The organism is Pseudomonas entomophila L48, assembly GCF_000026105.1.
GTDB classification, from domain to species: domain Bacteria; phylum Pseudomonadota; class Gammaproteobacteria; order Pseudomonadales; family Pseudomonadaceae; genus Aquipseudomonas; species Aquipseudomonas entomophila.
Genome location: NC_008027.1, coordinates 3,244,376 through 3,269,762, shown reverse-complemented (window position 1 = coordinate 3,269,762; position 25,387 = coordinate 3,244,376). Strand labels below are relative to the sequence as shown.

General features: G+C 65.8%; 10 protein-coding genes (1 of these 10 only partly in view). 6 read left to right on the top strand and 4 right to left on the bottom strand.

The annotated features are described in order from the left end of the window. The first annotated feature begins 189 nt into the window (after positions 1-189). Entirely contained in the window at positions 190-1,263 is a 1,074-nt protein-coding gene (gene hppD, locus PSEEN_RS14145; RefSeq protein WP_011534212.1) for a 4-hydroxyphenylpyruvate dioxygenase, read from the top strand. Between the two features lie 89 nt (positions 1,264-1,352). Here the strand turns inward: hppD and PSEEN_RS14140 are convergent, their stop codons facing one another. After that, a complete protein-coding gene (locus PSEEN_RS14140; protein ID WP_011534211.1) occupies positions 1,353-2,042 on the bottom strand; it encodes a type 1 glutamine amidotransferase domain-containing protein in 690 nt (229 codons plus the stop codon). 143 nt (positions 2,043-2,185) lie between these two features. On the opposite strand from PSEEN_RS14140, the gene PSEEN_RS14135 reads away from it, so the two are divergent. Together PSEEN_RS14135 and PSEEN_RS14130 are read left to right on the top strand one after the other, a co-directional pair. After that, the gene (locus PSEEN_RS14135) at positions 2,186-2,635 is read left to right on the top strand and encodes a nucleoside deaminase (protein ID WP_044488171.1); all 450 of its coding nucleotides are present in this window, start codon (positions 2,186-2,188) and stop codon (positions 2,633-2,635) included. Between the two features lie 67 nt (positions 2,636-2,702). Further along, complete coding sequence (locus PSEEN_RS14130; RefSeq protein WP_011534209.1) at positions 2,703-4,682, top strand: hybrid sensor histidine kinase/response regulator; 1,980 nt, start codon at positions 2,703-2,705, stop codon at positions 4,680-4,682. A 22-nt stretch (positions 4,683-4,704) separates the two neighbouring features. On the opposite strand, the gene PSEEN_RS14125 is transcribed toward PSEEN_RS14130, so the two are convergent. After that, positions 4,705-5,760: a tetratricopeptide repeat protein gene (locus tag PSEEN_RS14125; RefSeq protein ID WP_011534208.1), complete on the bottom strand. Its 1,056-nt coding sequence runs from the start codon at positions 5,758-5,760 to the stop codon at positions 4,705-4,707. A gap of 85 nt (positions 5,761-5,845) precedes the next feature. Continuing rightward, positions 5,846-6,721, bottom strand: a complete 876-nt coding sequence (locus PSEEN_RS14120; RefSeq protein WP_011534207.1) for a helix-turn-helix domain-containing protein — start codon at positions 6,719-6,721, stop codon at positions 5,846-5,848. Positions 6,722-6,878: 157 nt separating this feature from the next. On the opposite strand from PSEEN_RS14120, the gene pobA reads away from it, so the two are divergent. Next, positions 6,879-8,066 (top strand): 4-hydroxybenzoate 3-monooxygenase, encoded by a 1,188-nt coding sequence (pobA, locus tag PSEEN_RS14115; RefSeq protein WP_011534206.1) that lies wholly within the window; start codon positions 6,879-6,881, stop codon positions 8,064-8,066. 78 nt (positions 8,067-8,144) lie between these two features. On the opposite strand, the gene PSEEN_RS14110 is transcribed toward pobA, so the two are convergent. Next, positions 8,145-9,401, bottom strand: a complete 1,257-nt coding sequence (locus tag PSEEN_RS14110; RefSeq protein WP_011534205.1) for a patatin-like phospholipase family protein — start codon at positions 9,399-9,401, stop codon at positions 8,145-8,147. A gap of 156 nt (positions 9,402-9,557) precedes the next feature. On the opposite strand from PSEEN_RS14110, the gene PSEEN_RS14105 reads away from it, so the two are divergent. Together PSEEN_RS14105 and PSEEN_RS27100 are read left to right on the top strand one after the other, a co-directional pair. Then, the gene (locus PSEEN_RS14105; RefSeq protein ID WP_011534204.1) at positions 9,558-10,439 is read left to right on the top strand and encodes a LysR substrate-binding domain-containing protein; all 882 of its coding nucleotides are present in this window, start codon (positions 9,558-9,560) and stop codon (positions 10,437-10,439) included. Between the two features lie 278 nt (positions 10,440-10,717). Next, positions 10,718-25,387 carry the 5' portion of a non-ribosomal peptide synthase/polyketide synthase gene (locus PSEEN_RS27100; protein ID WP_011534203.1) on the top strand. It continues 10,812 nt past the right edge of the window, so the window shows 14,670 of its 25,482 coding nt (coding positions 1-14,670); it begins with the start codon at positions 10,718-10,720; the stop codon falls past the right edge of the window.

Sequence of the window (25,387 nt, the reverse complement as noted above, 5' to 3'; positions counted from 1 at the left end):
ATAAGGTTCTCCGCTCCCCGGGGAATCAAACCCGCCGAGAATGGGTCCATATGACATACCATGGGTTCAAGCTGATCATTGGTGACTTCCTCGCCCGCAGCGTGCGCGGGATACCGTGTTCACCACCACGCCAGTTCTACATCGAAAGCAACTGATCAATCGTTTTTCGCTGCAGATGAGGACATAGAAATGGCAGATATCTTCGACAACCCGATGGGCCTGGAAGGCTTCGAATTCATCGAGCTCGCCTCGCCGACCCCTGGCGTGCTGGAACCGGTGTTCCAGATGCTCGGTTTCACCAAGGTGGCGACCCACCGCTCCAAGGATGTGCACCTGTATCGCCAGGGTGGCATCAACCTGATCCTGAACAACGAACCGGGCATCGCCTCGTACTTCGCCGCCGAGCACGGCCCGTCGGTGTGTGGCATGGCCTTCCGCGTGCGTAACGCCCACGAAGCCTACGCTCGTGCCCTGGAACTGGGCGCGCAGCCGGTGGAAATCGAAACCGGCCCGATGGAGCTGCGCCTGCCGGCGATCAAGGGTATCGGTGGCGCGCCGCTGTACCTGATCGACCGCTATGAGGAAGGCAGCTCGATCTACGACATCGACTTCAAGTTCATCGAAGGCGTCGACCGTAACCCGGTCGGAGCCGGCCTGAAGATCATCGACCACCTGACCCACAACGTCTATCGCGGGCGCATGTCGTACTGGGCGGGCTTCTACGAGAAGCTGTTCAACTTCCGCGAGATCCGTTACTTCGACATCAAGGGCGAGTACACCGGCCTGACCTCCCGCGCCATGACCGCGCCGGACGGCATGATCCGCATCCCGCTCAACGAGGAATCGTCGAAGGGCTCGGGGCAGATCGAAGAGTTCCTGATGCAGTTCAACGGCGAAGGCATCCAGCACGTGGCCTTCCTCACCGACGACCTGCTCAAGACCTGGGATGCGCTCAAGGGCTTTGGCATGCGCTTCATGACCCCGCCGCCGCAAACCTACTACGAGATGCTCGAGGAGCGCCTGCCGGGCCATGGCGAGCCGGTCGACCAGCTCAAGAGCCGTGGCATCCTGCTGGATGGCGCGTCCGAGGCGGGTGACAAGCGCCTGCTGCTGCAGATCTTCTCCGAGACCTTGTTGGGCCCGGTGTTCTTCGAGTTCATCCAGCGCAAGGGCGACGATGGCTTCGGCGAGGGCAACTTCAAGGCGCTGTTCGAGTCGATCGAGCGTGACCAGGTACGCCGTGGCGTGCTGAACGTCGAGTAAGACGCTTCACCTGCAATACCCATCGCGGGGCCAGCCCGCTCTCACGCCCTTCAGGGTGTGGGAGCGGGCTGGCCCCGCGATGTTTTTGGCTATTTGCTGGCGCCCAGGTAGCGCAGGACCGCCTCGGCCACTCCAGCGGTAGAGGCCGGGTTCTGCCCGGTGATCAACCTGTCGTCTTCGACCACGAAGGGGACCCACGGATCATCTGCCTTGCTGTACTCGCCGCCGCGTGCGCCGAGTTCGTTCTCGGTCAGGAAGGGCACCACGTTGTCCAGTTCGGCCAGTTTCTCCTCGGTGTTGGAGAAACCCGTCACCGCCCGTCCTCTTAGCAGCAGGGTGTTATCGCTGAGCTTGATGTTCAGCAACCCCACCGCGCCATGGCACACCGAGGCGACCACGCCACCGCGCTCATAAATGCGGCGTGCCAGCTCCTGCAATGGTTGGCTATTGGGAAAATCCCAGATCACGCCGTGCCCGCCGGTATAGTAGATCGCACTGTAGGTCTCGGCCTTTACCTGAGCGGGATTAAGGGTTGCCCCCAGGCGGTTCATGAAGGCCTTGTCGTTGTACCACTGCCAGTCCAGTTCTGGTGCCATCTGCAGGCTGTGCGGGTCGATGGGCACATAGCCACCCGCCGGGCTGACATAGTCGACCGTATAGCCGGCCTGTTGCACCTTGTCGACGAAGTGCACGGCCTCACCCAGCCACAACCCTGTGGCCCGCTTGAGATCGGGGTACTTGGCGGTATTGGTCAGCACGATCAGGATCTTCTTGTTCATGTTCGCATGCCCGTTGAGCCCAGTGAGAATCATTAACCGGCGAAAGAAAAGCCTATTGAGCATAGCTGTCGATTGGCAAGGCGCCATGGTGGCCCGACGCTGTGCTAGGCTGCTGCACATCAGACACAGCTCGGGGCGATACCATGGAACAGGACACCTCCGCATTCATGCAGGCGGCCATCGACGAAGCCCGCAAGGGGCTGGAAGAAGGGGGAATCCCCATCGGCTCGGTGCTGGTGCACGACGGCAAGATCATCGGCCGGGGGCATAATCGTCGGGTGCAGAAGGGCAGCGCCATCCTCCATGGAGAAATGGACGCCTTGGAAAATGCCGGGCGCCAGCCGGCCAGTGTCTACCAGCAGGCGACGCTATACACCACCTTGTCGCCCTGTGCCATGTGCAGTGGCGCGATTCTTCTCTACGGCATCAAGCGCGTGGTCATCGGCGAGAACGAAACATTCCTGGGCGAAGAGCAACTGCTCAAAAACCGAGGCGTGGCGCTCGACGTTCGCCACGACCACACCTGCCGCACCTTGATGCAGCAGTTCATCGAGAAAAAACCGCAACTGTGGAATGAAGATATTGGCCGCTGATGCAGCGTCTCTGCCCGGGGGTATCCAGGTGATACACCTGGCGCCCGCGTCCCCGGTCGCGGCGCGGATGAGCGAAGCGATTACCCGTTTCGACTGGGGGCGCACGCCGCTGGGGCCTGTGGCGCAGTGGCCACCGACCTTGCGTATCGCCGTCGACATGTTGTTGCTGTCACCTTTCCCCAAGGCACTGGTGTGGGGGACGGATCTGACAGTGATCCACAACGATGCCTACCTGGCGTTGCTGGGGCAGAAAAGCGCCGCTCAGGGTGACAGCTTCGACCAGCTTTGGCACAACGCCTGGGACCACATGGGGGGCGTCGTGTTCAAGGCCCTGGAAGGGCAAGGCAGCCTGGTGGAGAACACGGCGCTGACAGTATTGCGTGGCGGCAAGCAAACACAGGCGTGGTTCACTTGCTGCTATTCGCCGATCCGCAATGATCAAGGGTCAGTCGCCGGTTTTCTGCACGCGTTGCTCGACACTACGGCGAGCGTGCAGAGCACGCGAGAGTGGCGCGATCTGGCGCAGTCCTTCGAAGGGCAACTGGCGCATTACCTGGCCGATACTGAACATACCTGGCAATTGTCTCCGGATGTGATGCTGATACTCGACGGGGAGCTGCGCTTGCGCACGGCCAACCCTGCCTGGTCCCGGTTGCTGGGCTGGGAGCAGGCAGCGCAGGTCGAGGGGCCCTTGCTGGAGCTGTTCCACCCAGCTGATCGCAGCGAGGTGCAGCTGGCGCTCATGGCACTTGAGCAGGGGATTGTCACGAACGCCTTCGAAGCCCGGATGCGCCACCGTGAAGGTCATTACTGCTCGTTTCGGTGGAGCGCGACACCCGGTCAGGAATTCCCGATTCTCGTGGGGCGGGATATCACCCATGAGCGGCAGGCCGTCCAGCGCCTTGCCGAGGCGGCCTTGCGTGATAGCCAGCGCATGGAGTCGGTGGTCAGCGTGGCCGGCGGCCTGGCACACGAGATGAACAACGTGCTGTCCGGGGTTGGCAGCAGCCTGGAACTGCTGGAACGACGTATCTCCCAAGGGCGCCTGGAGCGGTTGGACAGCTACGTGCGGATGGCCCGTGAATGTGCCCAGCGCGCCATAGGCCTGACCCACAACCTGCTGGCGTTTGCCCGCAGCCAGCCACTTGCCCCCGTGGCGATGGATGTCAATCGTGTGCTGCGCGAGGCTCAACCCTTCCTGCAACAGGCCCTGGGCGGTCAGATGAGCCTGGAGTGGCAGTTGGACGCAGCCCCCTGGCCCGTCCAGCTCGACCCTGACCAACTGCGCAATGCGCTGCTGCACCTGTGCGCCAATGCGCGTGATGCGTGCCTGGGCCGTGGCAATCTGTCGATCCGTACCGTCAATGAACGGCTTGTCGTCGCCACTGAAGGGGCGGCCGGGGTCCCGGCTGGCGACTATGTGCTGGTTCAGGTCGAAGATGACGGCCATGGCATGTCGCAAGAGGACCTGGAGCACGCTTTCGAACCGTTTTTCACCACCAAGCCACTGGGCCAGGGGGCAGGGCTCGGCTTGCCCATGGTCCATGGCTTCGTACGCCAGTCGGGGGGGCAGGCCTGGATCGAGTCCACCAAGGACAAAGGTACCCGGGTAGTACTGATGTTTCCCAGGTTTCAGGGGACGCTGCCCGAGCCCTTGCCGCTGGAGATTGGGCAGGGGCAGGGCGAGCGGGTGTTGTTGGTCGATGATGAAGTCAATCTGCGCACGTTGATGAAGGAAGTGCTGGTGGAGCGCGGCTTCGAGGTGTGCGACGTGACCGACGCCAACGCCGCATTGGGACAATTCCGTCATGCCGGGCCGTTCGACCTGGTGATCACCGATATCGGTTTGCCGGGAGGCTTCAGCGGTAGCCAGGTCGCCAGGGCGTTGCGGCTGATCAGGCCGGAGCAGAAGATCCTTTTCATCACCGGTTTTACAGAGCAGCCTGTGGAGCAGGCCATGCTCGACGAGCCAGGCACGGCCCTGCTGTTCAAGCCGTTTTCCCTGGAGACCCTGGTCGGGCAGGTTCACCGCATTCTGAAGGGGTGAAGCCAGGGGCGCGCATTCAACCTCACAGGCCTTGCTGCAGGTAAGGGTCGTCCGGGTTCTGCCGCTCCAGTTCGGCGAGCAGTACCTGGACGTTCTGCAACTGGCCAGTTTCTTTCCAGTATTTGATCAGCAGAATTCGTGCTCGGCGATTGGCCGGTTCGTGGTTCAGCACCGCCTCCAGTTGCTTTTGCGCAGCATCGATTTGCTCGAGCTGGTGCAGGGTGACGGCGAGGGTATAGCGGTAGTCGCTGTTGTCCGGTTCCAACTCGACGGCCCTGGCAAGTGCCAGCAGGGCATATTCTGGTTGTTCGTGGCGCGTGAGCCACAGCCCCAGTTCGTACTGCAGGAACGCCGAGTCCGGGCGCAAGGCCAGGGCCTTGGCCAGCACCTGGCGTGAGGCGTCATGCTGGCCTTGACGCTCGAGCAGGCGCACCTGGGTGGCCAGGGCATCCAACCCCTCGGGGGCCAGGCCGAGACTGCGTTGCAGGGCTCGGGTTGCAGGTTCGAAGGCTTGCTCATGCATGTACAGCCTGGCCAGGTGAACCTGCGCGCCAGCATCGTCGGGCTGCTGCTCCAGTGTCTGCTCGTACTGTTCCAGCGCATCCTGCAGCGGACCGAAATACAGGCCGATGGCATCCGGGTCGAGACCGAGCAGGGCATCGACCGCGGCGAAGCGCACACTTTGCTCGTCATCCTCCAACAGTGGCCCGAGCACCAGGCTGCGCTGGGCCGCAGGCAGCAATCGACGAATGCTGGCGATAGCGGCTCGGCGGACCATGGGGTCGGCGTGTTCGAGATCCTGCTGGGCCAGCTTCAGCGCCTGGGGCGAGGGATAGTTGGGCAGTTCGGCGTACAGTGCGGCACGGCGGATCGGCGCCAGGTCGTCACGTTGCAGTTGCTGGTACAGCACGCGCGCGGCGCCTGGTTGGCCATCATGGGCCTGGCGCAAGGCCTTGGCGTAGCTGTGTGGGGGCACGTTGGGCGGCGAGGGTTGCGGTGCATGCCACCAATAGACGAGCACGCCTGGCACCAGGATCAGGAGCAGCAGGGCGATCAAGATGAGCTGGCGTCTGGGCATCGGACGTTCTGCGGCGTGGGGGAGGGCAGAGCTTGGGACAGCCCGGCGTGAATTGCAACCACACGGGCTTGCGCGACCCCTGCGCTCATGCGCAGGGCGCCGAGCGCCGGAAGCCGTTGGGGGTCTGACCGCTCAGGCGCTTGAAGAAACGGGCGAAGTAGGTCGGGTCGCTGAAACCCAGGTTGTCCGATAGCTGCCCGATGCTCATGCGGGTGTACACCAGGTTGCGCCGGGCCTCGAGCAGCAGCCGCTGGTGGATGACCTGCAGCGCGGTCTGCCCGGTCAGTTCACGGCACAGTTGGTTAAGCTGGGGGCTGGTGATGCCCAGGCGAGTGGCGAAGGTCTCGACAGGCAGGTGTTCACGGTAATGCGCCTCGACCTGGCGCAAGTACAGGCTGAGCAACTGGCGGTCACGTTCACCACGGTTGCGCGGGGGTTGGTCGGGTTGCTGGCGGCTGATCCACACCATCAGCGTGGTGACCAATGCCTGCAGCATGGCTGTGCGCGCCGGGGCGTTGCCCTGGTATTCCTGCTGCAAGGTGTCGACCAGCGTGCGCAGTCGCCGACTCGCCTGGCCCAGCGCATAGCAACCCGGCGCGGCCAGCACGCTCAATGGCGCGCCGAGGCGCTGTTCGAGCTCCGCCACCAGCGCCATGCCGAAGGTCAGCACATGGCCCTGGATCGCTTCATTGAAGCGAAAGCCATGCACGGTCAGGGGCGGGACCACCTGGATGGCCGGTTGCCGTATGACGCTGTGCGCGCCCTCGATTTCCACCTGCGCTTCACCCTGTTGCACATAGAGCAGCTGGAACAGCTCGGCGTGCCGGTGCGGCTTGATTTCCCAATGGTGCAGGCGACTGCGCGCGGAAATCGACTCGCAGTGCAGCAGGTCGGTGTCGGCTCGACTATGGCATTCGCCATAAAGCTGGAACAGCGGGACGCCGGGAAGGGCTGTCGACATGGGGTAGCCTGTTCGTTAATCGAACGTTTTTTGTAAAAGTGCAGTTTTTACAGTGTAAATCACACTTTTTCCAGGTGCTAAGCCATTAAAAATGCGGAGGAAACCCAAATGGCAGATGCCAGGCGAGGGCCGGCATCGACAGCAAGAGACAACAACAATGAAAACTCAAGTTGCAATCATCGGCGCCGGTCCTTCCGGCTTGCTGCTCGGCCAACTGCTGCACAAGGCCGGTATCGACACCTTGATCGTCGAACGCCAGGCGCCGGACTATGTGCTTGGGCGGATTCGCGCAGGGGTCCTGGAACAGGGGACCGTCGAGCTGCTGCGCGAAGCGGGGGTGGCAGCGCGCATGGACCGCGAGGGCCTGGTGCATGAAGGTGTCGAACTGGTGCTGGCTGGCCGTCGGCAACGCCTGGATCTCAAGGCGCTGACGGGCGGCAAGAGCGTCATGGTGTACGGCCAGACCGAGGTCACCCGTGACCTGATGCAGGCCCGTGAACAGAGCGGCGCCCCGATCATCTACTCGGCCAGCAGGGTCCAGCCCCATGACATCGACACGACGCGGCCGTACCTGACCTTCGAGAAGGAGGGTCGAACGCAGCGGGTCGACTGCGACTACATCGCTGGGTGCGACGGCTTTCACGGCGTCTCCCGGCAGAGCATTCCGCCAGGCGTGCTCAAGGTGTACGAACGGGTCTACCCGTTCGGTTGGCTGGGGTTGCTGGCCGACACGCCGCCGGTCAGTCACGAGCTGATCTACGCCCACCATGACCGTGGCTTCGTGTTGTGCAGCCAGCGTTCGCACACACGCAGCCGCTATTACCTGCAGGTGCCGCTCGAGGAGCGGGTGGAGAACTGGCCGGATGCGCGTTTCTGGGAGGAACTCAAGGCGCGTCTGCCGCAGGACGTGGCAGAGCGCCTGGTGACCGGCCCTGCGCTGGAGAAGAGCATCGCGCCATTGCGCAGCCAGGTGGTCGAACCGATGCAGCATGGCCGGCTGTTCCTGGTCGGCGATGCCGCCCATATCGTCCCGCCCACGGGGGCCAAGGGGCTGAACCTCGCCGCCTCGGACGTCAACTACCTGTACCGGATCCTGGTCAAGGTGTATCGCGAAGGGCGCACCGAGCTGCTGGCCCAGTACTCACCCCTGGCCCTGCGTCGGGTATGGAAGGGGGAGCGCTTCAGCTGGTTCATGACTCAGCTATTGCATGACTTTGGCGACCAGCAGGATGACTGGGACCGCAAGATGCAGGAGGCTGACCGCGAGTACTTCCTGAGTTCGGCGGCGGGGTTGGCGAACATTGCCGAGAACTATGTGGGGTTACCGTTCGAGGCCGTGGAGTAGTCCGGGTGATTGGCGCCGAGGCAACCCCGGCCAACCACGTGCGGATGCACTGAAGGTTGGCCGGGGCGCGTTGGGCAGTCATGCCCCTGCGGCGGCGGCTTGCTGCGCGGTGCGGGCCCGAAGCGCCTTGTACCCAGGCCAGTCGAAGTTGCTCAGGAACTCGGCTGCACAGCGCGCGCCCTCGAGGAACAGGCTGATCTTGTCTTCGTCCGACATGCTGAAGTCGAGGCCATTGAAACCTTCCGTGGGGATCCAGGTCACCAGCTTGCTGTAATCGGGGTTGCGCTGGATGAAGTCGAGGTCGCGGCTGTTGCGTGCGGTGTTGAAGAGGGTGACCAGCATGTTCAAAGGCCCCTTGATGTCATTCAGGCGTTTGTCCAGGCCGAGCTTGACGCCAAACGTCGGGTTGTTGGGGACCTTGTTCGAATCATGGAACACATCGATGGGGAAATTCGACATGATCCCTCCGTCGATGAAGAGCACTTCATCCGGTAGCCGACCCTCGTCCACCGTGTGATAGCCTGCCCACGCCTGCCAGCGTGCTTCTGCCGCCTGGTCGCTGGGGATGTTTCCGACCTTCAACGGGTGGAAGAAATAGGGGATCGACATCGAGGCCCTGGCGAACATGGCCGGATGGACACTGTCGACGTCATCCCAGTAGAGGCTGGCCATGCGTGGGAACTCGACTTTGGTTTGCGTCGTGACATCGGTCGCGATGATGGCAAGGCGAAACAACGCCTCGACCGGTTTGTCGATCGGCACGCCCGACCTCAGGCGCAAGCCATCCGGCATGGTCTGCATCCGTTTCGCCAAGCTGGCGAAATCGTGGACGCCTTCCCTTGCCATTAGCTGCTCTAGCCATACGCTGAAGGCCGTGCCTGGGTTCAGTCCCAGATCATTCTGCAGATTGTCGATGACTTGCGCGGCCTTGAAGGCCAGCTTGAATTTCCCTGCGCCCCCCAGCCAGCTCTCGATGAAGTCCTGCACATCGGCATCGCCGTCGACAAAGTCACGCAGGTTGGTGTTCGCCAGTTCCGCCAGCAACTTCTCACCTTTGGGTTTCCCCGGCTCGTCGAGCGAGGCGAGCAACAGCGCATTGATCGAGCCGGCCGAGGTGCCGCCCACGCCCAGAAAACGAATACCCGCCTGTTCGAGGACATAGGTATAGCCCACCAAGGCAATGCCCAGCATGCCCCCGCCTTCCATGACCAGGTCGACATATTGGTTGCCCTGTGCATCGACGATGTCGCTGAAGGCTTTGTCTTTGCAGTCCTCTTTGACGCGGGCGAGCAGGTCGAGCAGCGTCGGGTTGTCTATGAGATCTTCGATTTCCATGGTGCGATCGGTATCCAGTGGTTCATGGGTTCAGGGCATGTTGAAGGTGCTCAAGCCGCTGGGTAACAAGGAAGCATCACCTGGCGCATCGGCAGTTGCCGGGCGCGAGAGGCCGTGATAGAAAACCGTCTTGTCATTCAGAACTTGAATACCGAGATGTCCGTCAGCGCAAAACCGAATAGATCGCTGTTCGACCTCGATCTGCTCCGCGCCATCGTCGTGGTCGCCGATTGCGGCAGCTTCACCACCGCGGCCGCGCGCCTGCACTCCACCCAGTCCACCATCAGCCAGAAGGTCCGGCGCCTGGAAGACATGGTCGGGCATCGCTTGCTGGTACGTGGCAATCGCGACGTATTGCCCACCGATGCCGGCCAGACGTTGCTGGGTTACGCCCGCCATATGCTGGCCTTGAACGACCAGATGCTCGAGGCCCTGGCCGGGGCGATGGTTGGCGTCACCGTGCGCCTCGGCGTGCCCGAGGATTTCGTGGGTGGGCGTACCACCAACGCCTTGGCGGCGTTCAGTAGGCGTCACCCGCAGGTCAAGCTGGAAGTCACCAGCGGCCTGTGCCGCGACCTGAGCCAGGCCTATGACAATGGCGAGCTGGACCTGGTGCTGCTCAAGCAGCGACGCAACAGCCGGGAAGGCGTGGCTTGCTGGCCTGAGCGGCTGCAGTGGATCGACAGCGCGCAAGCCCCCTCCTTTGACCTCGACCCGGTGCCCCTGGTGACCTTTCCGCCACGAGGCCTTTACCGCGACGACATGATCAGCGCGATCGAAAGCATGGGGCGGCGTTGGCGCATCAGTTTCACCAGTTCGAGCCTCAGTGGCATCCAGGCTGCGGTGGCCGATGGCATGGGTATCAGCTTGTTGCCGCCGCGGGCGGCAACCGTCGAACACCGGGTGCTGGGCAGCGCGCAGGGGCTGCCGGAGGTCGATAGCTACGAAATCGTGATCGTGCATCGGCCGACGGCGGATGTGATGGTCAAGGCGTTGGCCGATGTGCTGACGCAGCTGCTGGCGGTCAACGCGCTTTGAACGTCAGCCATTTCCAGGTGTTCGCCGCAAGCGTTGCAGCGCCTATGAGATCGAGCGCCGCCCGCGCGGCGCATCGCGGATGAATCCGCTCCTACAGTCGTAGGCACAGGGCTTACGACCATGGTCTGCGAGGTATGTGTAGGAGCGGATTCATCCGCGATGCGCCGCAAGGCGCCCAGGCAAGGCAGGCCTTTGTCCCCCCTTCCCATGTCATCCCCCCCACCCCCGATCCATTAGCGTTCCGAGCATTTCCGACTGGCAAAGCAGGATGCTTACCGATGCTCTTCAGCGAACTCATGGCAGCGCTCTCCACCCGTGCAATCAGGCTCCAGCGCGAGGAGGCCGACCTGATCGTCGATGGTGACGACGATGCGCTCGACGACGCCTTGTGGGACGCCCTGGCGGCGCACAAGCGGGCCTTGCTGGAGATGCTCGCGGCTCAGGACAACGATTGGCTGAGCCCGGCGCTGCGCATCACCCCGGCCATGTTGCCACTGGTCGACCTCGACCAGGCGGCCATCGACCGCATCGTCGCCACGGTGCCGGGCGGCATGGCCAACGTGCAGGATATCTACCCCCTGGCCCCCTTGCAGGAGGGCATGCTCTACCACCATCTCGCCAGCCACGACGGCGACCCGTACATCCTGCAGGCGCAGTTGCGCCTGGCCAGCGAAGCACACCTCGAGGCGTTCGCCGAGGCGCTGGATTGGGTGATCCAGCGCCACGACATCCTGCGCACGGCATTGGTCTGGGAACGTCTGGACGAGCCATTGCAGGTGGTCTGGCGCCGGGCGCCACTCAGTAGCGAGCGGATCGGCGTCGAGGGGCAGGGGGACACACTGGCCCAGCTGCGTGCACGCCATGACGCCAGCCACTACCGCATGGACCTTGGCCAGGCACCACTGCTGCGGCTGGTGCACGCGGTCGAGCAGGGCGGGCAGGTGGTGGCGCTGTTGTTGTTCCACCACACGGTGATGGACCACACCGGGTTGGACATCGTGCGCCGGGAGATCCAGGCCTGCCTGGCCGGTGAAGGTGAGCAACTGCCAGCCCCCGTGCCGTTCCGCGACTTGCTGGCCAGGACCCGCCTGGCCCGCGATGAACAGGCCCATGAAGCGTTCTTCAGGACGATGCTGGCGGACATCGATGAGCCGACCCTTGCTTTCGCTGTACACGAAGTGGGCAACCAGCCTATGGAAGAAGCACGGCTGACCCTGGCGCCCGCGCTCAGTCACCGTCTGCGTACCCAGGCACGTCTGTTGGGGGTGAGCCCGGCCAGTGTCATGCACCTGGGCCTGGCGCGCCTGCTCGGGGCGCTGTCCGGGCGTGAATCGGTGGTATTCGGCAGCGTGCTGCTCGGGCGCATGGCGGCTGGCGAGGGCAGCGAACAGGCGCTGGGCATGTTTATCAATACCTTGCCGCTGCGCGTTGACCTGGGCGGGCAGGGGGTGCGCGAGGGGTTGCTGGCCACCCATCGCCTGCTCACCGCCCTGCTGGGCCACGAGCAGGCGCCGCTGGCCCTGGCGCAGCGCTGCAGCGGCGTGGTCGCGCCGACACCGTTGTTCAACAGCATGCTCAACTACCGGCACAGTGCAGCGGGCGACGCCGCCGAGGTGATCGCGGTGGCGCCGGGCATCGATGTGGTCGGTGCCGAGGAGCGGACCAACTACCCGTTGAGCCTGGCGGTCGATGACCTTGGCGATGATCTGCGCCTGACGGTCCAGGCGCTTGTCGCCTGGGGGGCAGAGCGCCTGTGCGAGCAGTTGGGGCAGGTTTTCGAAGGTCTGGTCGAGGCGCTGGAGCGCGAGCCGGACTTGCCATTGCTGTGCCTGCCAGTACTGACATCCGGGGAGCGCCAGCACCTGGTAGCGGACTGCAATGCCACGGCAGTGTCCCATGACCTGGACTTGCCGCTGCACGCGTTGTTCGAGCGCCGGGCCCAGGCGCACCCGCAGGCCATCGCGGTCCAGACCGAAGACGGGCAGCTGACCTATGGCCAGCTCAACGAGCAGGCCAACCGCCTGGCCCACCACCTGATCGGGCTGGGTGTGAAGGTGGACGACCGCGTGGCGATCTGTGTCGAGCGCGGGCCGTCCCTGCTGGTCGGCCTGCTGGCCATCCTCAAGGCCGGCGGTGCCTACGTGCCGGTCGACCCGGCCTATCCGGGCGAGCGCATCCGCCACATGCTGGGCGACAGCGCGCCGGTCGCGGTGCTGGTGCACGCTGCCACGCGTGCGGTTCCAGGGACCGCCGAGGTACCGAGGGTCGACCTCGATCAGCCGAGCTGGGGCGCATTGCCAAGGCACAATCCCCTGGTGCCTGGGCTGACCCCGCGCCACCTGGCCTACGTGATCTACACCTCCGGCTCCACCGGCGTGCCCAAGGGCGTGATGGTCGAGCACCGCAACGTGGTCAACCTGGTGCATTGGAGCGCCGGGTTGTTCCCGGCCGAAGGCACGGTATTGCACAAGACCCCGGTGAGCTTCGACGCTTCGGTGTGGGAGCTGTTCTGGCCGCTGTGCAGCGGGCTGCGCCTGGTGCTGGCGCGCCCGGATGGGCAGCGCGATCCGCAGTACCTGGTCGAGCTGATCGAACAGCAGCGGGTTGGCGTGGTGCAATTCGTGCCGGCGCTGCTGCAGCAGTTCCTCGAACAGGCGGGCAGTGCGCGTTGCGCTTCCCTCACCGATATCGTCTGCGGCGGCGGCGAGTTGACCGAGGCGCTGGCCCGCCTGGTGCGCGAGCGCCTGCCGCAGGCGCGCTTGCACAACGTCTACGGCCCGACCGAGACCACGGTGGACTGCAGTGTCTGGACCCTGGAACCACGGGATCCGCTGCCACCAGGCCCGCTGCCGATCGGTCGACCGATCGACAACACCCGGCTGTACGTGCTGGACAGTGCCGACCAGCCATTGCCTTGGGGCGTTGCGGGGCACCTACATATTGGTGGTGCCGGGGTGACGCGCGGTTACCTCGGCTTGCCGGAGCAACAGGCCGAGCGCTTCATCGCCAGCCCGTTCGTCAAGGGTGACCGCCTGTACCGCAGTGGCGACCTGGTGCGCCAGCGCGAGGACGGCGTCCTCGAGTTCCTTGGCCGCACCGACCAGCAGATCAAACTGCACGGCCTGCGTATCGAACCCGGCGAGATCGAGACGGCCCTGAATGTCGTCGCGGGTGTGCGCGAAGCGCTGGTGCTGGTGCATACGCATCCGCACAGCGGCCCGCGCCTGGTGGCTTATTACTGCGGTGTGGAGCAGCCCGCCGAACACCTGCGTGACGCACTGCTGGAACGCGTGCCGGAGTACATGGTGCCTGCGCTGTTCATGCACCTCGACGCCATGCCGTTGTCCCCCAACGGCAAGCTCGACCGCAAGGCATTGCCGGCACCGGAGGCGCAACCACGACAGTACGAGGCGCCCGTGGGCGAGGCCGAGCAGCGGCTGGCGGCCATCTGGTCGGAGCTGCTGGGCGTGGAACGCGTAGGGCGGCATGACAATTTCTTCGAGCTGGGTGGGCATTCGCTGCTGGCGGTTCGACTGGTGGAGCGGATGCGCCAGCAGGCGCTGAATGCCGATGTGCGCGTCCTGTTCGGCCGGCCCACCGTGGCAGCGCTGGCCGCCGCAGTGGGCGGGCAGGCGCCTGTCACGGTACCGGCCAACCTCATCCCCCCACACTGCGCACGCATCTCCCCGGACATGCTGCCCCTGGCCAGCCTCGACCAGAACGCCATCGACACGCTGCTGACGCGTATCCCCGGTGGCGTGGCCAATGTCCAGGACATCTACGGCCTGGCCCCGCTGCAACAGGGCATCCTTTACCACCACCTGGCCAGCGAAGGCGCGGACCCCTACGTGGTGCAGGCGCGCTTCGCCTTCGCCGGGCAGGCTGAGCTGGAGGCATTTCTGGCGGCGTTGAACCGAGTCATCACCCGTCACGACATCCTGCGCACCAGCTTGCACTGGCAGGGCCTGGAGGAAGCGGTGCAGGTGGTCTGGCGCGAGGCGCCGCTGCTGCTGAGCCCGGCGCTGGAGGTGCCACGCCTGGACCTTGGGCGCGCGCCGCTGATGCGCCTGAGCAGCCGGGTCGAGGGTGGCCGTCTGGAGGCCACCCTGTTACTGCACCACATCCTGCTCGACCACACGGCCGTGGAGCAACTGGTGGCCGAGGTCGGGGCCCTGCTGCAGGGGCGCGACGACTTGCCACCGAGCATTGCCTACCGCAACTACGTCGCCCAGGCGCGACTGGGCGCGGACCCTGAGGGTGATGAAGCCCTGTTTGGCGAGCTGCTGGGTGATATCGACGAGCCGACCGAAGTGTACGGCCTGCGCGAGGCCACGGTCGGCAACCGGCCGGTGAGCGACAGCCGCCTGCCTGTGGCATCGACGCTGGCCGCACGCCTGCGCGAGCAGGCCAGGGCGCTGGGTGTCAGTGCCGCCAGCCTGGTGCACCAGGCCTGGGGCCAGGTGCTGGCGCAGTTGTCCGGCCGCGAAGAGGTGGTGTTCGGCACCGTGCTGCTCGGCCGCCTGCAGGGGGGCGAGGGCGCCGATCGGGCACTGGGCATGTTCATCAATACCTTGCCGCTGCGGGTCAGTGTCGGTGCCGGCGGCGTGGCCGATGGCGTGCGCCTGACCCATGAACGCCTGGCGCAGTTGTTGGCCCATGAGCAGGCGTCGCTGGCGCTGGCCCAGCGCTGCAGTGGCGTGCCGGCCTCGCAGGCGTTGTTCACTAGCCTGCTGAACTACCGCCACAGCGTGGGGCAGCCAAACCAGGGGCCTGTTTGGCAAGGCATCGAGCTGCTGGTGGCGCAGGAACGCAGCAACTACCCCTTGGTGGTCAGTGTCGATGACTTCGGCAGTGATTTGCGCTTGACGGTTCAGGCGGTGACGCCGGTGGCGGGAGACCAGGTGTGCCAGCTGCTGCACCTGGCCCTGGAACAGGTGGTCACAGCGTTGGAACAGGCGCCTTCGACCGCCTTGCACAGCCTGCATGGCGTACCGGCAGCCGAGCGTGATCGCATGTTGCACCAGTTCAATGCCAGGGTACGTGACTATCCGCGTGCCCAGCCGGTGCACCGGCTGTTCGAAGAGCATGCCCTGCGCACGCCGCAGGCGTTGGCGGTGGTGCATGGTCAGCAACACTGGAGCTATGCCCAACTTGATGCCCAGGCCAATCGGCTGGCCCGTTGTCTGGTCGAAGGTGGCGTCCAGCCTGGCGATCGGGTGGCCTTGCTGCTGCCCCGTTCCTTCGACCTGCTGGCGGCCCAGTTGGCCGTGAGCAAGTGCGCGGCGGTGTTCGTGCCGCTGGACGGTAACGCGCCGGTCGAGCGCCAGGCGTTCATGGTCGCGGACAGCCAGGCCGTGATGTTGCTGACCCACAGTGACCAGCCGCAGATCGAGGGCGGGCGTCGGGTCGAACTGGACCGGCTCGACCTGGCCCGCTACGCGAGCGAACCGCTGAACCTGGCGGTGGATGCCGGCAGCGCCGCATACATCATGTACACCTCCGGCTCCACCGGCACGCCGAAGGGTGTGCAGGTGCCGCACCGGGCCATCGTGCGTTTAGCCATCAACAACGGTTTCGCTGATTTCAATAGCCAGGATCGAGTAGCGTTCGCCTCCAACCCGGCGTTCGATGCCAGCACCCTGGAGGTGTGGGCACCGTTGCTCAACGGCGGTGCGGTGGTGGTGATCGACCAGGATCAGGTGCTGTCGCGCCAGGCCCTGCGCGACGAACTGCTGGCCCAGGGCGTGACGGTGTTGTGGCTGACCGCCGGGCTGTTCCACCAGTTCGCCGACGACCTGCTGCCGGCGTTCCGTACGCTGCGCTACCTGATGGTCGGCGGTGATGTACTGGACCCGGCAGTGATTGCCCGCGTGCTGCGTGACGGCGCGCCGCAACACCTGCTCAACGGCTATGGCCCGACCGAGGCCACCACCTTCAGCACCACCCACGAGATCGTCAGCGTGGGCGAGGGCAGCATCCCGATCGGCAAGCCGATCGGCAACGCCCGTTGCTATGTGCTCGATGCTCGCCGACAGCTGTTGCCGGTAGGCGCGGTGGGTGAGTTGTACATCGCCGGCGATGGCGTGGCCCTGGGTTACCTGGGTCAGCCCGAACTGACCGCCGAGCGCTTCCTGGCCGACCCGTTCAACAGCGGGACCATGTACCGCAGCGGCGACCTGGCCTGCTGGCAGGCCGACGGCACCTTGCGCTACCTGGGTCGCGCCGACCAGCAGGTCAAGCTGCGTGGTTTCCGCATCGAGCTGGGCGAGATCGAGGCGCGCCTGGCAGCGTGCACGGGTGTCCGTGACGTGGCCGTGGTGCTGCGTGAGGACAGCCCGGGCGACAAGCGCCTGGTGGCTTATTTCACCGGCCATGGAGCAATCGCCGAGCTGCACCAGCACCTGCAAGGCCAACTGCCGGACTACATGCTGCCGTCGGCCTATGTACACATGGACGCACTGCCGCTGACCGCCAACGGCAAGCTCGACCGTCGTGCGTTGCCGCAGCCAGGCAGCGAAGATGTAATCAGCCGTGCCTTTGAGGCGCCACAAGGCGAAGTGGAGACCGCCCTGGCGGCAATCTGGGCCGAGCTGCTCAAGGTCGAGCGGGTGGGCCGTCACGACCACTTCTTCGAGCTGGGCGGCCACTCGCTGCTGGCGGTGAGCCTGATCGAACGTATGCGCAAGGCCGGGCTCACTGCCGACGTGCGCGTGCTGTTTGCCCAGCCGACCCTGGCCGCGCTCGCCGCCGCCGTGGGCAGTGGCCGTGAGGTTGAGGTGCCGGGCAACCGCGTACCGGTGGGCGCGACCCACATTACCCCGGACATGCTCAGCCTGATCGACCTCGACCAGGTGGCTATCGACCGCATCGTCGCCACGGTACAGGGCGGCGCGGCCAACGTGCAGGAGATCTACCCGCTGGCGCCGTTGCAGGAAGGGATTCTCTACCACCACCTGAGTGCCGAGCAGGGCGACCCGTACCTGCTCCAGTCACGGCTGGCCTTCGACAGCCTGGCGCGTCTGCAAACCTGGGCGCAGGCTTTGCAACAGGTGATCGCGCGGCACGACATCCTGCGCACGTCGGTGGTGTGGGAGGGGTTGGCGCAGCCGGTGCAGGTGGTCTGGCGCGAGGCCCGGCTGGAGACTGTCGCGGTCAGCGGGCTGGGTGAGGAAGCCGTGATCGAGCAGCTGCAAGCGCGCTTCGATGCCCGCCAGCAGCGCCTGGACCTGTCGCGGGCACCGCTGTTGCGGCTGGTCTATGCCGAGGACCCACGCCACGGCGAATGGGTGGCGATCCTGCAGTTCCACCACCTGACCCTGGACCACGCGGCCATGGCCGTGGTCGGCGAGGAAATGCAGGCACTGCTCGATGGCCGGGGCGCCAGCTTGCCGGCCGCGGTGCCGTATCGCAACTACGTCGCCCAAGTGTGCCTCGGTGATGACGCGGCCAGCCATGAGGCGTTCTTCCGCGAGCAGCTAGGCGATATCGACGAGCCGACCCTGCCGTTCGGCCTGGCCGATGTCCAGGGTGATGGCGGTCGCATCGAACACGCCGGATTGACCCTGGAGCCCGCTTTGGCCATGGCGCTGCGTGCGCAAGCCCGCGCACGCGGGGTCAGCGCCGCGAGCCTGGTGCACCTGGCCTGGGCCCGCGTGGTGGGCGTATTGGCCGGGCGGCATGACGTGGTGTTCGGCACCGTGCTGATGGGCCGCCTGCAAGGCGGCGAAGGCGCCGACCGGGCGCTGGGCATGTTCATCAACACCCTGCCACTGCGGGTGGAGACCTCGCAACCGCTGGAACAGGCGTTGCAGGCCACCCACCAGCGGCTGTCGGCGTTGCTCGGCCATGAGCACGCGCCGTTGGCGCTGGCCCAGCGCTGCAGCGGCGTGGCGGCTTCGGCGCCGCTGTTCAGCGCCTTGCTCAACTATCGCCACAGCGCAGGCGAAACCGCCCGCGACGGCGAGGGCATCTGGCAGGGCGTGCGGCTGCTGGGCGGCGAGGAGCGCAGCAACTACCCGCTGACCTTGAGCGTGGACGACCTGGGCGAGGGCTTCAGCCTGAGCGTGCTGGCCGTCGAAGGCATCGATGCCGCCCAGGTCGCGGCCGGGATGGTCAATGTGTTGGCCCGCCTGGTACAGGCGCTGGTGCACGCCCCAGGGCAGGCGCTCGACCAATTGGCTATGCTCGATGACAAGGCGTCGCGCCAGGTACTGGAGGGCTTCAACGCTACCGCCAAGGCCTATCCTCAGGGCCAGACCGTGCACGCGCTGGTCGAGGCCTGTGCCGTGGCGGCACCCGAGGCGCTGGCAGTGATGCAGGGCGAGCAGCGGATGAGCTATGGCCAGCTGAACCAGCGCGCCAACCGCCTGGCCCATTATCTGATCGAACACGGCGTTGCCTGTGGCGACCGGGTGGCGCTATGCCTTGAACGGGGCCCGCAACGCTTGGTGGCCATGCTCGCCGTGCTCAAGGCCGGTGCCGCCTATGTGCCGGTCGATCCGGGGTATCCGGCTGAGCGTATCGCCTACTTGCTGAGCGATAGCCTGCCCGCGCTGGTGCTGGTCGAAGCATCCACGGCGACGCTGGTGGGCGAGGTGCCTGCCGTGTCCCTGGATGGCGGTGCCTGGCGCGATGAGCCGGACAGCAACCCCGTCGTGCAGGGGCTGGATGATCGTGAGCTGGCCTATGTGATCTACACCTCGGGCTCTACAGGCCAGCCCAAGGGCGTGATGGTCGAACACCATACCTTGGCCAACCTGCTGCACTGGCATCAGGAAGCGTTCGCGCTTCAGGCGGGCAGCCATACCTCCAGTGTTGCCGGCTTCGGTTTCGACGCCATGGCCTTCGAAGTCTGGCCGGCGCTGTGCGCCGGGGCGGTGCTGCACTTGCCGCCTGCCCACATCGGCGGCGAACACGTCGACGAACTGCTCGACTGGTGGCTGGAGCAGCCGTTGCAGGTCAGCTTCCTGCCCACGCCGGTGGCCGAGCACGCGCTGCGTCGCGAGCGCCAGCACCCGACCTTGCAAACGCTGCTGGTGGGCGGTGACCGCCTGCGCCAGTTCGACCGCGACCCGGGCTTTGCCCTGGTCAACAACTACGGGCCGACCGAGACCACGGTGGTGGCAACGGCCGGTACGTTGCTTGCGGGGGGAGCGCTGCATATCGGCAAACCCATCGGCAACCTGCGGGCCTATGTGCTGGACGCGCATCGCCAGCCGGTGCCGGTAGGGGTGATCGGCGAGCTGTACATCGGTGGCGCCCAGGTCGCCCGGGGCTACTTCAACCGTCCCGACCTGACCGAGGAGCGCTTCCTCGCCGACCCGTTCAGCCGTGAACCGGGCGCGCGGATGTACCGCAGCGGCGACCTGGTGCGCTGGAACGTCGACGGTACCCTGGATTACCAAGGGCGCAACGACGACCAGGTGAAGGTGCGCGGTGTGCGGGTGGAGTTGGGTGAGATCGAAGCGGCGCTGAAGGCTCAACCGGGCATTACCGATGCCGTGGTGCTGGTGCGCGATGAGCGGCTGCTGGCCTGGTTCACCGAGGCGGCATCGGTCGATGTCGACACCTTGCGCCAGGGCCTGCAATCCTGTCTGCCGGCGCACCTGGTGCCTCAGGCCTTCACGCGCATGGACGCGTTGCCGCTGACCCCTCACGGCAAGCTCGACCGCAAGGCACTGCCGGAACCGTTGCTCCAGGCGCCACAAGCCTATGTCGCGCCAGTGGGCGATACCGAAGTCGCAATGGCGGCGATCTGGGCCGAAGTGCTGGGCGTCGAGCAGGTCGGCCGGCACGACAACTTCTTCGAACTGGGCGGCCATTCGCTGCTGGCCGTGAGCCTCACCGCGCGCTTGCGTCAGGCAGGCGTGGACGCCGACGTGCGCACTTTGTTCGGCCAGCCGACGGTGGCGGCACTGGCGGCCACATTGGGCCAAAGCCGTCAGGTGCAGGTCCCGGCCAACCTGATCCCGGCCGGTTGCACGCAGATCACGCCGGACATGCTGCCCTTGGTGACGCTGGAACAATCTGATATCGAGCGGATCGTTGCCACGGTGCCGGGTGGCGCGGCCAACGTGCAGGACATCTACCCACTGGCGCCGTTGCAGGAGGGGATCCTTTACCACCACCTCAGTTCGCCGGAGCACGACCCCTACGTGCTGCAATCGCGCATCGCCTTCGACAGCCCGGCGCGCCTGCACGCATTTGCCGACGCGCTGCGCCAAGCCATCGCCCGGCATGACGTGCTGCGTACCTCGGTGCTGTGGGATGGCCTGGCGCAGCCGGTACAGGTGGTCTGGCGCGAGGCTGCGTTGCAGGTCGCGCCGCTCGATGAGCGCAACCGGCAGTCACTCGACATCGGGCAGGCCCCGCTGATTCGCCTGCTCCATGGTCCGGCGACGGGCGATCAGCGTGTCGAGGCGCTGTTGCAGTTCCACCATATCGTCCTCGACCACACCGCATTGGAGGTGATCGGCCAGGAGCTGCTGGGCTACTTGCAAGGCACTGGCGCGCCGCTCCAGGCACCGGTGCCTTATCGCAACTACGTGGCCCAGGCGCGCCTGGGCGTCAGCCAGGCCGAGCACGAGGCGTTCTTCCGCGTGCAGCTGGGCGATATCGACGAGCCGACCCTGCCGTTCGGCCTGAGCGATGTGCAGGGCGATGGCCAGGCCATCGAGGAGGCGCAGCTGTGGCTGGATGACACCCAGGCCGCGCACCTGCGGCAGCATGCGCGGCGCCTGGGCATCAGCGTCGCCAGCCTGTTCCACCTGGCCTATGCACGCCTGCTGGCCGCGGTCAGCGGCACCGACCGCGTAGTGTTCGGCACCGTGCTGCTGGGGCGCCTGGAAGCGGGCGAGGGCGCCGAGCGCGCCCTGGGCATGTTCATCAATACCTTGCCGCTGCGCCTGGACCTGGCAGGCCTGACGCTTGAAGAAGCCGTGCGCCAGACCCAGCAACGCCTCAGTGCGTTGCTGGTGCACGAGCATGCTTCACTGGCCCTGGCCCAGCGTTGCAGCGGCGTGGCCGCGCCGGCGCCGTTGTTCAGCGCCATGCTCAACTACCGCCACGGCAGTGAAGTGGACGAGGCGCGGCGCCTGGAATGGGAGGGGGTCGAGTTCCTTGATGGCCAGGAGCGCAGCAACTACCCGCTGAGCCTGAGCGTGGACGACATGGGTGAAAGGCTGCGCCTGGTGGCCATGGCCCCGGCGTCGGTGGGCGCCGCGCGGATTTGCGCGCAACTGCGGCAGGTGCTGCAGGCCCTGGCCGAAGGCCTGGACGCGCAGCCCCGGCAAGCACTGCTGCAAGTGCCGGTACTGTTGCCCGAGGAGCGTGAGCATCTGCACCGGGCGTGCAACGCGACCGTACGAGACCACGATCTGACGCAGCCTCTGCATGCGCTGTTTGAACGGCAGGCCGAGCGCCAGCCTGAAGCGATTGGCGTGCAGGCGGATGGCGCGCAACTGAGCTATCGCCAGCTCAACGAACAGGCCAATCGCTTGGCCCATCACCTGATTGCGCTCGGGGTGAAACCCGATGATCGGGTGGCGATCTGTGTCGAGCGTGGTCTGTCGCTGGTGGTGGGTCTGCTGGCCATTCTCAAGGCGGGTGGCGCCTATGTGCCGGTCGATCCGGACTACCCGGCCGAGCGCATCAGCCACATGCTCGGTGACAGCCAGCCACGAGCGGTGCTGGTACAGGGTGCTACCCGTGGCCTGGTGGGCTCGCCTGTGACACTGGTCGACATGGACCAGCCGACTTGGGCGGCGTTGCCGGCCAGCAACCCGCAGGTGCCTGGCCTGACCTCGGACCATCTGGCTTATGTGATCTACACCTCCGGCTCCACCGGCGTGCCCAAGGGCGTGATGGTCGAGCACCGCAACGTGGTCAACCTGGTACATTGGAGCGCCGGGTTGTTCCCGGCCGAGGGTGCTGTGCTGCACAAGACTCCGGTGAGCTTCGACGCCTCGGTGTGGGAGCTGTTCTGGCCGCTGTGCAGCGGGCTGCGCCTGGTGCTGGCGCGCCCGGATGGCCAGCGCGATCCGCAGTACCTGGTCGAGCTGATCGAGCAGCAACGGGTCGGCGTGGTGCAATTCGTGCCGGCGCTGTTGCAGCAGTTCCTCGAACAGGTCGGTAAGCGCTGCACGAGCCTCACCGATATCGTCTGTGGCGGTGGCGAACTGACCGAGGCGCTGGCCCGCCAGGTGCGTGAGCGCCTGCCGCAGGTGCGGCTGCACAACGTCTACGGCCCGACCGAGGCCACGGTGGATTGCAGTGCCTGGACCCTGGAACCGCAGGATCCGTTGCCACATGGCGCTCTGCCGATTGGTCGACCGATCGACAACACCCGGTTGTACGTACTGGATGCCCATGACCACCCCGTACCATTCGGTGTGGCCGGCCAGTTGCACATCGGCGGTGCCGGGGTGACGCGCGGCTACTTCGGTTTGCCGGAGCAACAGGCCGAGCGCTTTATCGCCAGCCCGTTCGTTGAAGGTGACCGCCTGTACCGCAGTGGCGACCTGGTACGCCAACGTCCAGATGGCGTGCTGGAGTTCCTCGGCCGCACCGACCACCAGATCAAGCTGCGCGGCCTGCGCATCGAGCCGGGCGAGATCGAGACCTGCCTGAACCGGATTGCGGGTGTACGCGAAGCGCTGGTATTGGTGCACGAGCATCCGCACAGCGGCCCGCGCCTGGTGGCGTACCACACCGGTGAGCCACAAGCGGCCGATCACCTGCGCGCAGTGTTGCTGGCGCAGTTGCCGGAATACATGGTGCCGGCGCTGTTCATCCACCTCGACGCGATGCCATTGACCCCCAACGGCAAGCCTGACCGCAAGGCGCTGCCGGTGCCGGATGTGCAGGGGCGTGAGTACGAAGCACCACAGGGCGAGACCGAGCGACTGCTGGCCGATATCTGGGCGCAGTTGCTGGGTGTCGAGCAAGTAGGCCGGCACGATAACTTCTTCGAACTGGGCGGCCATTCGCTGTTGGCCGTGAGCCTGACTGCGCGCCTGCGCCAGGCCGGCCTGCAAGCCGACGTGCGCACGCTGTTCGGCCAGCCGACGGTGGCGGCGTTGGCCGCTACCCTCGGCCACAGCCGCCAGGTTGCGGTCCCGGCCAACCAGATCCCGGCCGACTGCACCCACATCACGCCGGATATGCTGCCTATGGTAGCGCTGGAGCAAGCCGCCATCGACCGTATCGTCGCCACGGTGCCGGGCGGCGCGGCCAACGTGCAGGACATCTACCCGCTGGCGCCGTTGCAGGAGGGCATTCTCTATCACCACCTCAGCGCACCAGAGCACGACCCCTATGTGCTGGGTTCGCGCATGGCCTTCGCCAGCCGCGAGCGGTTGGATGCGTTTGTCGATGCGCTGAACAAGGTCATCGGCCGGCATGACGTGCTGCGCACCTCGGTGCTGTGGGAAGGCCTGCCCCAGGCGGTGCAGGTGGTCTGGCGGCGGACGGCGCTGGCGGTGTTCGAAGTGGCCGACGAGGCGCAAGTGGCGCATGGCTTGCCGCTGGCGCAGGCGCCGCTGGTGCGCCTGTACCACTGGCAGGATCCGAAGGGCCCAGGCCTGTTGGCTGCAATTAGGTTGCACCATATCGTCCTCGACCATGTGGCGATGGAGGTGATCGGCCGCGAACTGACGGGCTACCTGCAAGGGGCACCGGTACCGGCCGAACCAGGCGTGCCGTATCGCAACTATGTGGCCCAGGCCTGCCTGGGGGCCGATATTCCAGCGCAGGAAGCGCTGTTCCGGACACTGCTGGGCGATATCGACGAACCGACGCAGGTGTTCGGCCTGCGCGACGTGCGCGGCGATGGCGGCCAGGTGCACGACCATCACCATGTGCTCGATATCACCCTGGCACAACGCTTGCGCACACAGGCCAGGGTACTGGGCATCAGTGTCGCCAGCCTGGTGCACCAGGCCTGGGGCCAGGTGCTGGCGCAGTTGTCCGGCCGCGAAGAGGTGGTATTCGGCACCGTGCTGCTGGGCCGTCTTGAAGGCGGCGAAGGGGCCGAGCAGGCCCTGGGCATGTTCATCAACACCTTGCCGCTGCGGGTCAGCGTCAATGCCGCCAGCGTGGCCGACGGCGTGCGCCTGACCCACCAGCGCCTGGCGCAGTTGCTGACCCATGAGCAGGCGTCGCTGGCACTGGCCCAGCGCTGCAGTGGCGTGCCGGCCTCGCAGGCGCTGTTCACCAGCCTGCTGAACTATCGTCACAGCGCCGCCGCCAGTACCGAGCAGCACGACGCCTGGGTGGGCATCGAGCTGCTGACTGCCCATGAGCGCACCAACTACCCGCTGGTGGTCAGTGTCGACGACCTGGGCAGCGGTTTCTCCCTGACCGTGCAGGCGGTGGCGCAAGTGGACGGCACATTGGTCTGCCAACTGTTGCTGGCCGCCCTGGCACAGATGGCCCAAGCGTTGGAAGACGCGCCCGTGACGCCACTGCACGATCTGGTCGCATTGCCTGCAGCTGAGCGCGAACGGGTGTTGCGCCAGTTCAACCACACCCGACGCGATTACCCGCGTGACAGGGCGCTGCATGGGGTGTTCGAGGCGCACGCCGAATCCAGCCCCGAGGCGCTGGCAGTCATCCATGGCGAGCGCCACTGGAGCTATCGCGCGCTCGACCAGCACGCCAATCGCCTGGCGGGTTACCTGCTGGAGCTGGGCGTGCAGGCTGGCGACCGGGTGGCCTTGCTGCTGCCGCGCTCCTTCGATCTGTTGGCGGCCCAGTTGGCCGTGAGCAAGTGCGCGGCGGTGTTCGTGCCGCTGGACGGCAACGCGCCGGTCGAGCGCCAGGCGTTCATGGTCGCGGACAGCCAGGCCGTGGTGTTGCTGACCCACAGTGACCAGCCGCAGGTTGAGGGCGGGCGTCGGGTCGAGCTGGACCGGCTCGACCTGGGCCGCTATGCGAGCGAACCGCTGAAC

Excerpts from the sequence above, each read along its gene's own strand:
- hppD (WP_011534212.1), top strand. The coding sequence starts at position 190 with ATGGCAGATATCTTCGACAACCCGATGGGCCTGGAAGGCTTCGAATTC.
- PSEEN_RS14140 (WP_011534211.1), bottom strand. The coding sequence starts at position 2,042 with ATGAACAAGAAGATCCTGATCGTGCTGACCAATACCGCCAAGTACCCC.
- PSEEN_RS14135 (WP_044488171.1), top strand. The coding sequence starts at position 2,186 with ATGGAACAGGACACCTCCGCATTCATGCAGGCGGCCATCGACGAAGCC.
- PSEEN_RS14130 (WP_011534209.1), top strand. The coding sequence starts at position 2,703 with ATGAGCGAAGCGATTACCCGTTTCGACTGGGGGCGCACGCCGCTGGGG.
- PSEEN_RS14125 (WP_011534208.1), bottom strand. The coding sequence starts at position 5,760 with ATGCCCAGACGCCAGCTCATCTTGATCGCCCTGCTGCTCCTGATCCTG.
- PSEEN_RS14120 (WP_011534207.1), bottom strand. The coding sequence starts at position 6,721 with ATGTCGACAGCCCTTCCCGGCGTCCCGCTGTTCCAGCTTTATGGCGAA.
- pobA (WP_011534206.1), top strand. The coding sequence starts at position 6,879 with ATGAAAACTCAAGTTGCAATCATCGGCGCCGGTCCTTCCGGCTTGCTG.
- PSEEN_RS14110 (WP_011534205.1), bottom strand. The coding sequence starts at position 9,401 with ATGGAAATCGAAGATCTCATAGACAACCCGACGCTGCTCGACCTGCTC.
- PSEEN_RS14105 (WP_011534204.1), top strand. The coding sequence starts at position 9,558 with ATGTCCGTCAGCGCAAAACCGAATAGATCGCTGTTCGACCTCGATCTG.